This window comes from Thermodesulfobacteriota bacterium (assembly GCA_039028315.1).
Classification (GTDB): domain Bacteria; phylum Desulfobacterota_D; class UBA1144; order Nemesobacterales; family UBA2774; genus CR02bin9.
Genome location: JBCCIH010000057.1, coordinates 1 through 11,574, shown reverse-complemented (window position 1 = coordinate 11,574; position 11,574 = coordinate 1). Strand labels below are relative to the sequence as shown.

Genomic DNA, 11,574 nt, shown 5'->3' with positions numbered 1-11,574 from the left:
TTCATTCTCTAATATTCCAACCCCCGCCATAGACCCGTCAAATACTATATTGCCTTGAGATTTTCCTTCCATGGGCGCTACATAGGCCTCTCCTGCAGGCAGGTTGCTGAAATCCCCCGCGCTATGATTGAGCCCTGTATCTGAATGGCCGTCTCTACCTTCTACAGCAAGATTAATATCCGTTCCTTTTTCAGTTGTAATTCTTATATTTGAGGAATTACTGATTATTTCTGCGAGCGCGTCACTTTTCTTTGCTATTTCATTGTAATCTGCATTTAAAGTTCTTGTCATCATATCCTCTGTAATTCCCGGGAGTGTGGCGATCCTAACCCCCGCCTTACTCGCCTCTCTTCTAGAGTCTGTATGACTAAGCGACTTTGAAGTGGGTATGAGAATCACGTCTACCAGCTTCATAAGCTCAGCTACTGGCTCGGGCGGCTCTTCTCCATTTGATTTAGGAGTTATGATCTCAGTGAATATTGCCTCTGCCCCAAGCTCCTTTGCCCCTTCCCAAAGTGCATAGCCGATATTTCGGGCAGGCTCATCAGTTATGATGAGAACCCTCTCTCCTTTTTGAAGATTCATGCAGTCCTTTAGTGCAATTTGTGCAGCCGGTTTTAGATGATCCATTAGATTCTCCTTAGATATATTTCTTGTGCTTAGCGTAACTCCAATTATAATATGCCCTATCTTATGGTTTCCATAAATAGTTCTATTACTAAAGGAGCTCAGAGGTGGCAAAGATAGGTCTGGTAAGTCCTTACTGGAATAACATAACTAAAAATGAACTTATAGAGTTTGCGAAGTTAGCTGAAGCACTTGGCTACGATTCCATATGGGTGCCTGAGATGTGGGGGAGAGATGCTTTTTCTATTTTAGGTTTGCTAGCTGCTCATACAAAAGAAATTAAACTTGCCACTGGAATAATTCCTATCTACAGCCGCTCCGCAGCGGTTATTGCCCAGACCATAGCTACTCTTGATGAAATCTCTGAAGGACGCATGATACTTGGTCTTGGCACTAGCGGACCCTTAGTGATTGAGAAATGGCACGGAGTTCCATTCCAAAAGCCCCTTCAAACAACAAGGGAATATGTAGAAATCATCCGTATGGTATTAAACAGTGAAAGGGTTAATTATGAAGGGGAGATTTTTAACTTAAAGAATTTTCGTTTGCAGTTCAAACCGATCAGAAATGACTTGCCTATTTTCATTGCCGCCATGGGAGAAAAAAACATTCGCCTCACAGGGGAGCTGGCAGATGGCTGGATTCCGTTCTTGGTCCCTCCCGGCTATTTAGAAAACGGGAAAACTCTTTTAGATGAAGGCGCACAGAAATCAGATAATAAAAGAATAGTTGAGATTAATCCATATATACCGGCTGCGGTTTCGGGGGATGTAGACTTGGCCACGGATGTAATAAGGGAGTATATTGCATATTACGTGGGCGGTATGGGGACTTATTATCATAAAGCCATGATACGATACGGTTATAAGAGCGAGGCAGACAAGATTGTAGAAGCATGGAAAAATGGAGATAAAAAGTCGGCTTTAGAAAGCGTAACATCAGAAATGATGCAGGATTTATCGGTGTGCGGAAGCGCTCAAAATGCTAAATTAAAAATAAAGCAGTATATTGATCACGGGGCAGATTTGCCTATCATACTTTTCCCTCCTAAGGCGTCGCGTGAGCTGGTGAGGGAGACAATGGAAGCACTTTCACCTGGCAGTTAAATCAGGCTCGGAGATAATTAAGGGATTTATAGAGGAATTATTATGAAAATATTAGTGACAGGCGGAGCAGGATTCATAGGGTCGTGGGTAGCAGACGGTTTTGTAGAGTCTGGGCACGAAGTTGTGATAATTGATGATCTATCGACCGGAGTTGAAGAAAACTTAAATAAAAGCGCGCACTTCATAAAATGTGATATTAGAGATAAAGAGCATGTAGATAAGATAATTTCTGAATTTAAGCCTGATATTATTGATCATCATGCAGCGCAGATAGATGTTAGAAAGTCTGTCCAAAACCCCATGAATGATGCCGAAATTAATATAATTGGTACTCTAAATTTGATTGAAGCTGCACTTAAAAATGATGTGAAGAAATTTATTTTTGCCTCAACTGGAGGAGCAATTTACGGAGAGCCCGAGATAATTCCAGCGGACGAGAAAACTTATCCGTACCCCATTTCCCCCTACGGCACCTCTAAGTATGCAATAGAGAAATATCTAGGCTACTACAACTATGTTCATGGGTTTAAATATGTAGCGCTTAGATATGCTAATGTTTACGGCCCGCGTCAAAACCCTCACGGCGAGGCTGGTGTTATAGCAATTTTCTCAAGCCGCATACTCGCTGGTAAAGCTTGCACCATATTCGGTGACGGCAGTCAAACTCGTGACTATGTATATGTAGAGGATGTCGCCAGGGCAAACCTTCTAAGCCTAGATGCACCGGTAGGCAGCTACAATATTGGAACAGGGGTTGAGTCATCAGTTAATGATTTGATTTCAGAGCTTAAAAAGTCATCGGGCAGTAATTTTATCGTAGAACACGGAGAGGAAAGACCAGGGGAAGTGCAAAGTATAAGTTTAAAGGCAGATCTAGCAGAAAATACACTTGGCTGGAAACCAGAGACTGATTTAACCAAAGGCATAAAGAAAACTTGGGATTGGTTTGCAGCTCATAAATAAAAACTATTGAATTTGATATAACAATGATTAGATTGCTTAACAAAGTTCATAGGGTATCATTAGTTTTTCCGGAGGTTATGTAATGAGCAAAAAAGAAGATTTTGTATATGACGTAAGAGTAGCCGAGCGCCACATCAAAGACGGCGCAATTTCTAAAAAAGACTACGAACAGCATTTAAAGAACCTTCCAGATGTAGAAGAAAAGGGAGAGGCTTTAGTAATTGAAGAAGACTTAATTGAAGGCGAAGAGGAAATTTCAGTAGAAGAATCAGACTCGGATGAAGATGCAGAGGAAGAGACCCAATGAGATGGGATTATAAAGTAGTTTCAATAGACACATTATTTCAGAGCAGTAATGATCATGATATTGCGGTATCCAAAGAAGCAGCTAACGCTAGAAGAGTAAATGCCGGGGCTGGTATTGAGAGTGCTTTAAATGACCTGGGAAAAGATTCCTGGGAACTCGTATCTATTACCGGTGACTTTGGAATATTTAAAAAGCCCGTTAACTAAGCTATAGAGTCTACTCCCACTCTATAGTACTTGGTGGTTTGGTAGAAATATCATATACAACTCGGTTAATACCCTTTACTTCATTAATGATTCTTACCGAAGTATTCTCCAGCACGTCATAAGGGATGCGGGACCAATTTGCAGTCATGCCGTCTAGGCTTGTTACAGCTCTAAGAGCAATCACATCTTCATAAGTTCTTTCATCACCCATAACACCAACTGTTTTTACAGGCAAATAGACACAAAAGGCCTGCCAAATATCATCATAAATATCAGCTTTTTTTATCTCCTCAATAAATATATGATCTGAGAGTCTTAGAATTTCAACACGGTCTTTTGTGATCTCACCCATGATTCTTATTCCAAGACCAGGCCCTGGAAACGGGTGACGGTTTAGGATATTTGGCGGCACTCCAAGCTCATGCCCCACAGCCCTGACTTCATCCTTAAATAGTTCTCTAAGCGGCTCAACCAGTTTAAGGTTCATTTTTTCCGGCAGCCCGCCAACGTTGTGGTGTGATTTAATAGTGGCCGATGGGCCTTTTACACTCACGCTTTCAATAACATCTGGATAAAGCGTTCCCTGAGCTAAAAACTCAGCTCCTTTAATTTTTGACGCCTCATCATCAAAAACATTAATAAACTCCTCGCCTATAATTTTTCTTTTTCTCTCTGGATCTGTGACACCTTTGAGCTTCTCAAAGAATCTATCAGTTGCATCCACGTGTATTAAGTTAAGGCCCATGTCTCTAAATGATTCCACAACTTCTTGGGCTTCATTTAGTCTCATAAGACCAGTGTCTACGAATATGCAGTATAGATTTTGCTCAATTGCATGCTGAATAATCACAGCGGCAACAGCTGAGTCTACACCACCTGAAAGACCACAGATTACTTTTGAATCACCAACTTTATTCCTGATATCCTTTATTGTTGAATCAGCAAATGACTTTGATGTCCATGTGCTCTTACAGCCTGAGATGTTAAAAATGAAATTGGATAGTATCTCTTTTCCAAATTCTGTATGAACTACTTCCGGGTGAAACTGAGTACAGTATATTTTAAGCTTGCTATTTTTAATAGCCGCATGTGGGGAGTTGCCGCTTTTTGCAATCGAGCTAAAACCCTCGGGCAGCTCCAGCACTCTATCGCCGTGAGACATCCAGATTGCGCTATTGTTGGAGATGTTTGAAAGCAGATCAGAGTCGTCCAATATCTCAAGCTTTGCCGGGCCGAACTCTCGTTTGTCAGATTTTTCCACTTTGCCATCGAGAAGATGAACGCTAAGCTGCATTCCATAGCATATGCCGAGTATGGGTATGCCGAGTTCTAACAACTCTGTGTCAATTGTAGGAGAGCCGTCATCCCATACACTTGCCGGCCCGCCTGATAGTATTATTGCTTTGGGCGCAGCTTTTTTTATCTCATCTAATTTAGTATTAAAGGGCCTAATTTCAGAATAAACCCCAAGCTCTCTGGTTCTTCTAGCTATGAGCTGGGTGTACTGTGAGCCGAAATCAAGAACAAGTATTTTATCGTGCATTTTTTATTTTGATTGAAAACTATTAAGGTTAATTTTAAGTACGTGAAATCTTACAGCCTGATCACTCAATTCTATAATTAGGAGCTTCTTTGGTAATTATGACGTCATGCACATGGCCTTCTCTGAGACCTGCGTTGGTGACTTTAATAAACTTAGCTTTAGTTCTAAGCTCGTTTATTGTCTTGCATCCTGTATAGCCCATACCAGCCCTGAGGCCGCCGATTAGCTGATAGATAACTCCGCCAATAGGCCCTCTTATAGGAATCCTTCCTTCAATGCCTTCAGGAACCAGCTTTGAATCTATCATCTCATCGCCGATGTTCTGAGCATATCTGTCTTTACTGCCCTTTTTCATTGCCTCTATAGAGCCCATTCCTCTGTAGACTTTATAAGTTCTTCCTTGAAATAGTATTACTTCTCCAGGCGCCTCATCTGTTCCGGCAAAAAGGTTTCCTATCATCACGGTGTTTGCTCCCGCTGCTATGGCTTTAGCAACATCGCCTGAGAACTTAATTCCGCCATCAGCTATTACTGGAACTTTTTGCTTTTTAGCTGCTTCAGCTACATCTTGAATCGCAGATATTTGAGGCACTCCTATTCCTGCGATGATTCTGGTTGTGCAAATAGAACCTGGTCCGACACCTACCTTTACAGCATCGGCGCCAGCTTTAATTACAGCTTTTGCTCCGTCTCCTGTTCCAACATTGCCGGCAATTAATTCAAGTCCTTTAAAATTAGATTTCACATATTTAATAGTATCAATAACTCTCTTTGAATGACCGTGAGCTGTATCAATAACTATCACATCGCAGCCTACTTTTAAAAGAGAATCTATTCTTTCTTCTGTATCAGCACCTACCCCAACAGCGGCTCCGCACCTTAGTCTTCCCATACTGTCTTTAGAAGCGGTTGGGTATTTCTCAATCTTCTCAATGTCTTTCATGGTGATAAGACCACGGAGTTTAAAATCGTCATTTACAACAGGGAGCTTTTCGATTCTAAATTTATGCAGAAGCTCTTTTGCTTCTTCTAAATTAGTACCGTCTTTAACAGTGACAAGTTTCTTCTTAGGTGTCATTATCTGTTTAACTTTGTAATCAAGGTTCTTCTCGAATCTAAGGTCTCTGAAAGTTACAATTCCTAAAAGGGTTTCATCCGGCTTGGTCACAGGAAGTCCTGTGATGTTCTGATTAAGCATGATATCAAGAGCGTCTTTAACTGTATGATTCGGGCGAACTGTGAGCGGATTAACAATCATACCGCTTTCATATTTTTTTACCTTCTTAACCTCAGCGGTTTGCCCAGCGATATCTAAGTTTCTATGTACTATCCCAATTCCGCCTTCTTGTGCTAAAGCTATAGCTGTTTTGGATTCTGTCACAGTATCCATTGCAGCGCTTACAATAGGGAGATTAAGCTTTATGTTAGGTGTTAGCTGTGTGGAAATATCAACATCATTGGGCAAAATCTCGGAGTAAGCTGGTAGTAGAAGAACATCATCGAATGTTAGGCATTCTAGAACTTCTTTGTTACTCATTTTGATTTATCCCTTTTTTGCTCGTTTTGCTTTTGTTGTCGTTGTTTTAGCCGCTGCTTTAGCTTTTGGTTTAGCACTAGCAGATTTAGTAGTGCGTGCTTTTGCAGTACTTGTTTTCGCTGTCGATTTTGCAGTTGTTTTCTTAGTACTAGAAGCAGCTTTCTTTGGAGCTGCTTTTGACTTGGCTGCAGGAGCTTTTTTAGGAGCCGGGGTTTTCTTTGCAGCTGCAGGTTCTTTTTCTACAGGTGCTGTCGCCTTTTTCCTTGCAGGAGCTTTCACCGCCGCTTTTTTCTCATCGGCCACTGCTATTAGTCTTGCCGGAGTTTTTACGATCTCAATAATTTTCTTTCTCATCTCCGGAAGAGTCACGCCAAGCTCGATTTCTATTTCTTGCTCTTTTTCACCTAAGTTAATAAATACCGGTAATACACCCACATAGGTCTTTGAATCTACCCTCTCAAAACCAAGCGCTTTTAAAAGCTTTTTGGGTAGAGTAGGAAACTCTAATGTTGCAATCTCAGCAGTTTCTTGAGGTAGCAGACCATCTTGACTAACACTTATTTTAAGAAGGGTGGATTTCATGTTTTCCCTCGCCTTTTAATGAAATATTCCTTAAATATTTAAATGAAGTTCTCTCTATACTAAACTAAAAATTTTAATATATTTAGAAATCTGATCGAGAGGCAACACTAGAATATTTAGTATTATCTAGAGTAGTTTACTTGAGTGATTATCACTTAGCAAGCTATATGTTATGAATATATTAGTTTTGTGTATCTTCTTTATAATCTATTACTTCTAGATTGTATTTAAGACCCAGCATTCTTCCCTCAGCGGGGAATACGCTGAAAAAAGGTATTGATTCCCCAGGTTGGATGTTGTAGTTGAGTCCGGCTAACTTGCGCGTGTTATTAACATCAATGTCGCCGTTTCTCTGGTCCAGCTTTAGTAGAATCGTTTCTATAGGAGAGCCTTTGAGCTCCTTATCAGTAAATGTATTGCCGGCATAAAATAGATCTTCAAACTGCTTTTTATCTGCTGCAATGAATTCGCTTCGCAGTTTTACGTAATGAACAGGAACATTTGACTCATTGGATATGAGTCCTGACACAATATACACAGGCCCGTTAATAGTGTTCATCCATCTGGCTTTATGTTCAGTGATTATCACTAAAGGAATGTCTTTCTCAGTAAGTTCAAATGGGATTATTGATTCGATCGAAGTAGTCAAATTAGATAAGGAGCCTTTTGGTAGAATCTGGGCATTTATTAAAATAACAAGACTTGCAATTATTATTACAAAAAGCGCGCCAAGTGTTATTAGTGTGTAGATAAGTTTGGCGAAGAATCCGCTTGCCTTTTTAGAAAGTTCTACCTCTTTGTCTTCGTACTCCATAGTTTCTTCTATCCCCGAAGGCTCATCATCAAAACTTTTCTCATTGTGCAGCTCATTTGTTTCTGCTTCTATGTTGGGTTCATCTTCGAATAAATCGCTGGGCTCCTTTACATCAAGCTCTTGCTCAATCGCATTATCATTAGTTTTGATAGGAGGAATTTCCTCTGCAGCTTGCGGCTCGTCATTAGGCTCTTCACTATTTATCTTGTCGATATATTCTTCAAGGTCTTCTTGCTTTTCAGTTGGCAGATCGAGCATGTCATCATCAACTTGTGCTTGCTTATTGTCGATATCCAACTCCGGTTGTCTTAAATCATGAACATTTTCAAATCCAGCGCTCTGGGTTATTTCGGCTGTATCATTTTGTTTTTCTTCAGCCTTGATTTCTTCATTGAGATCTTCAAATAAGGGAGTTTCTTCTGTGAGAGGTGTTTTTTGCATTTCTCCCAGGTCTTTCTTTTTTTCTACAAAGAATATGTGCCCGCATTTAGAGCACCTAACACTGCTTCCGGGCGGAGAGATTCTGGAATCATCCAGCCTGTATTTACTATTACAATTCTCGCAGTGAATTATCAATTAAACACTTCCCAAATGAATCAGAAGAAATTCTGAAACGTAGATAAATTCTAGTTAATTGAAAAATTATAGGCTTCTTATGACTAAGTCAATACTAAATCACTCTAATTTCAGTATAATCATAGCGCTATGAGAGTAAAACAGATCTATGTCTACATCACTTTGATCTTATTCTTAGTTTCCTGCTCTGAAGGTCCAACTAATTTAGAGCCAATTGAGAGGATGCAGTCTCATATGGGCACCTACGCCCGAGTTCTGATTTATGGCGGCAATCAAGAGGATGTTAATACTGCTTTTAATAAGATAAAAGAACTTGATAACCTTTTGTCGGATTATAATCCCAGCAGCCAAATAAGCCTTATAAATAAGAATGCAGGTATAACACCTGTCAATATTGATCCTCAGGTAAAAAAGGTACTTAAGCTCTCTAAAAGTATTGCCTCACAAACTGACGGTGCTTTTGATCCTACCATAGGGGCCTTGACTATAGCCGTATACAGATTTGGGAGAGATGACGGCACAGAGCCTAATATTGAACAAATAGATAAGGCAAAAGCTCTTGTAAATTATAAAGATTTAATTCTCAAAGGTGATACCGCATATTTAAAAAGAAAAGGGATGATGATTGATCTTGGCGGCATTGGAAAGGGTTTTGCAGTACAGAGCGCTGTGGATGTACTAAAAGATAGGGGAGTTGAAAGTGGGGTGGTATCATTATCCGGAGATTTTAAAGTCTTTGGTCATACTGCGGAAATAGCTATACAAAATCCCAACAATATAGGAGCGATTGCGACATTCAAAACTGCAAATAAAGATTTAGCAATATCAACAAGCGGAAGTTATGAGAGATATATAAACGTTGATGGAAATGTCTATCATCATTTAATTATTCCTGAGACTGGAAAACCAGGTCATGATTTTTTGAGCCTGACAGTTGTAATGGATCAAAGCGCTGCTCTCGCTGATGCCTATGCTACAGCACTATTTGTTATGGGTAGTCAAAAAGCCCTTATGTTTGTAGAGGAACATAAAGACATAGGGGTGTTTATCGTATATGCTGATAAAAAAACCTATTATAACAAAGCATTTACGAACCTAGTAGCCGATCTTGTCGTTACAGAAAATGTCCAATAATCAGCTAAAAAAGCGTGCCCGCAATATTTGACAAAGTTATAGTGTTGCATATATTCTACGTTGGATAAGCCTATGAATTTAGGCTATTTTTAATTCTTATATGGGGTGAAAAAAAGAAATGCCCATTAGTACTATTGAAGAAGCTATTTCAGACATACAAAATGGCAAGATGGTGATCCTTGTCGATGACAAGGATAGGGAAAATGAAGGTGATTTAGTCGTTGCAGCTGAATATGCCAGCGCTGAAACTATTAATTTCATGGCTACGCATGGTAGAGGACTAATATGCTTGGCTTTAACCAAAGAAAATGCAGATAAGATTGGTCTTCAGCCAATTAAGCCAGAATATAATTCAGTTCCTGAGCATACTGCTTTTACTATTTCTATTGATGCTATTAAAGACGTAACTACAGGAATCTCCGCTTTTGATAGAGCATCTACTGTAAGTTTAGCCATATCTGATGATGCAAAGCCTCAGGATTTTATTCGGCCAGGTCATGTTTTTCCTTTAATATCAAGACCAGGAGGAGTGTTGGTTAGAGCAGGTCACACAGAGGGCTCGGTTGATCTCTCGAGACTTGCAGGATTAAAACCGGCTGCAGTTATTTGCGAAATAATGAACGACGATGGTGATATGGCACGCCTTCCTGATTTAGAGAAATTTGCAGAAAAACATGATATTAAAATAGCATCTATCGCGGATCTGATCAGTTACCGACTTAGTTCTGAAAGCCTTGTTAGAGAAGCAGCGTCTGCAATGATACCTACCGAATTCGGTGATTTCAGGGCGATTGTATATGAAAGTGATATAGATCCACAGAACCATGTTGCATTTGTAAAAGGTGATATACCATCTGATAAAGGAGTACTTGTTAGAGTACATTCTGAGTGTCTTACGAGTGATGTGTTTGGATCTCTCAGGTGTGATTGCGGCCCACAGGTTAAACATGCTATGAGGATGATTGAAAAGGAAGGAACAGGGGTTATTCTCTATATGAGACAAGAGGGCCGGGGGATAGGACTCGTTAACAAACTTAAGGCATATGCACTACAGGATGACGGTCTTGATACAGTTGAAGCAAATGAGGCTCTTGGGTTTAAGCCCGACCTTAGGGATTATGGGATTGGTGCTCAGATACTGCGCGATTTGGGAGTAAGACAGATGAGGCTTCTTACTAATAACCCTAAAAAAATAAAAGGTATTGAGGGATTTGGTCTCGAGGTTGTTGAAAGAGTGCCTATTGAAATCATACCAAACGATAATAATTCTAATTATTTAAAGGTAAAGAAAGAAAAACTTGGTCATCTGTTGTCTATGGTTGACGAGTAAGGAGGTTATTATGCCTCAGGTATATGAAGGAAAACTTGATGCAAAGGGGCTTAAATTTGCCATAGTTGTCGGCAGATTTAATGACTTTATTACAGACAAGCTCATGAGCGGAGCGCTAGATGTGCTTATCAGGCATAATGCCGCTGACAAAGACATCGATATAATAAAAGTCCCTGGTTCATATGAAATACTCCACGCAGTTAAAAAAGCTGCAGAAACAAAAAAATATAATGCTATCATTGCTCTTGGTGCAATTATAAGAGGTCAAACATCTCATTTTGATTTCTTAGCCTCTACAGTTACGAGCCAGCTAGCATCAATCGGACTTGAACATAATATTCCAGTATCATCTGGAGTGATAACTACAGAAACTTTAGAACAGGCTATTGAGAGAGCAGGTTCCAAAGCCGGTAACCGAGGGGCAGAAGCAGCATTCTCTGCGGTTGAGATGGCGAATTTGGATAAAGCTCTATCTAAGAAAAGGTAATAACCTTCCACATGGGTACACGGAGACAGGCGAGGGAGCTTGCGCTCCAATTTCTTTATCAATACGATTCACTTAATGAATCTTCTGACAGTTCAGAAGATATAGACACTTTATTGTCTTCTTTTTGGGATAGAGAAGAAGACAGTTTAGATGATGACACCAAAGAATTCTCTGAGGTGCTGATGAGGGGTTCTTGCTCAAACATAGAACAATTAGACAGCGTAATAACTAAATTCTCAGAGCACTGGAGCCTTAATAGAATGTCTACGATTGACAGGAATATTCTGAGAATAGCTCTCTACGAGTTGGTTTACTTGAGGAACATACCCGCTCCTGTTACCATAAACGAGGCCGTTGAGCTA

General features: G+C 40.0%; 13 protein-coding genes. 8 read left to right on the top strand and 5 right to left on the bottom strand.

What is annotated here, in order from left to right:
• Positions 1-630 (bottom strand): aminopeptidase (locus tag AAF462_05095; protein ID MEM7008494.1); only part of this gene is annotated, 630 nt, incomplete at its 3' end.
• Positions 631-734: 104 nt separating this feature from the next.
• Between AAF462_05095 and AAF462_05090 the strand changes: the two genes are divergently transcribed.
• From AAF462_05090 to AAF462_05075, 4 genes are all read left to right on the top strand, one after another.
• A complete protein-coding gene (locus AAF462_05090) occupies positions 735-1,733 on the top strand; it encodes an LLM class flavin-dependent oxidoreductase (protein ID MEM7008493.1) in 999 nt (332 codons plus the stop codon).
• Between the two features lie 42 nt (positions 1,734-1,775).
• Complete coding sequence (locus tag AAF462_05085; protein MEM7008492.1) at positions 1,776-2,696, top strand: SDR family NAD(P)-dependent oxidoreductase; 921 nt, start codon at positions 1,776-1,778, stop codon at positions 2,694-2,696.
• Positions 2,697-2,778: 82 nt separating this feature from the next.
• The gene (locus AAF462_05080; protein MEM7008491.1) at positions 2,779-3,003 is read left to right on the top strand and encodes a hypothetical protein; all 225 of its coding nucleotides are present in this window, start codon (positions 2,779-2,781) and stop codon (positions 3,001-3,003) included.
• A complete protein-coding gene (locus AAF462_05075; GenBank protein ID MEM7008490.1) occupies positions 3,000-3,209 on the top strand; it encodes a hypothetical protein in 210 nt (69 codons plus the stop codon). The genes AAF462_05080 and AAF462_05075 overlap by 4 nt, the downstream gene beginning before the upstream one ends.
• 10 nt (positions 3,210-3,219) lie before the next feature.
• On the opposite strand, the gene guaA is transcribed toward AAF462_05075, so the two are convergent.
• From guaA to AAF462_05055, 4 genes are all read right to left on the bottom strand, one after another.
• On the bottom strand, positions 3,220-4,752 hold the full coding sequence (guaA, locus tag AAF462_05070) for a glutamine-hydrolyzing GMP synthase (GenBank protein MEM7008489.1): 1,533 nt from the start codon (positions 4,750-4,752) through the stop codon (positions 3,220-3,222).
• Positions 4,753-4,813: 61 nt separating this feature from the next.
• A complete protein-coding gene (gene guaB, locus AAF462_05065) occupies positions 4,814-6,289 on the bottom strand; it encodes an IMP dehydrogenase (protein ID MEM7008488.1) in 1,476 nt (491 codons plus the stop codon).
• A 6-nt stretch (positions 6,290-6,295) separates the two neighbouring features.
• Positions 6,296-6,871 carry a hypothetical protein gene (locus AAF462_05060; protein MEM7008487.1) on the bottom strand — a complete coding sequence of 192 codons (576 nt, stop codon included), beginning with the start codon at positions 6,869-6,871 and terminating at the stop codon, positions 6,296-6,298.
• Between the two features lie 181 nt (positions 6,872-7,052).
• Positions 7,053-8,261: a zinc-ribbon domain-containing protein gene (locus AAF462_05055; protein MEM7008486.1), complete on the bottom strand. Its 1,209-nt coding sequence runs from the start codon at positions 8,259-8,261 to the stop codon at positions 7,053-7,055.
• 129 nt (positions 8,262-8,390) lie between these two features.
• On the opposite strand from AAF462_05055, the gene AAF462_05050 reads away from it, so the two are divergent.
• The 4 genes from AAF462_05050 to nusB all read left to right on the top strand — a co-directional run.
• Positions 8,391-9,395, top strand: coding sequence for an FAD:protein FMN transferase (locus tag AAF462_05050; GenBank protein ID MEM7008485.1), 1,005 nt, complete (start codon positions 8,391-8,393; stop codon positions 9,393-9,395).
• 118 nt (positions 9,396-9,513) lie between these two features.
• On the top strand, positions 9,514-10,725 hold the full coding sequence (locus AAF462_05045) for a bifunctional 3,4-dihydroxy-2-butanone-4-phosphate synthase/GTP cyclohydrolase II (protein MEM7008484.1): 1,212 nt from the start codon (positions 9,514-9,516) through the stop codon (positions 10,723-10,725).
• A 10-nt stretch (positions 10,726-10,735) separates the two neighbouring features.
• On the top strand, positions 10,736-11,212 hold the full coding sequence (gene ribH, locus AAF462_05040; GenBank protein ID MEM7008483.1) for a 6,7-dimethyl-8-ribityllumazine synthase: 477 nt from the start codon (positions 10,736-10,738) through the stop codon (positions 11,210-11,212).
• Positions 11,213-11,223: 11 nt separating this feature from the next.
• A partial coding sequence (gene nusB / locus AAF462_05035) for a transcription antitermination factor NusB (GenBank protein MEM7008482.1) occupies positions 11,224-11,574 on the top strand: 351 nt, incomplete at its 3' end.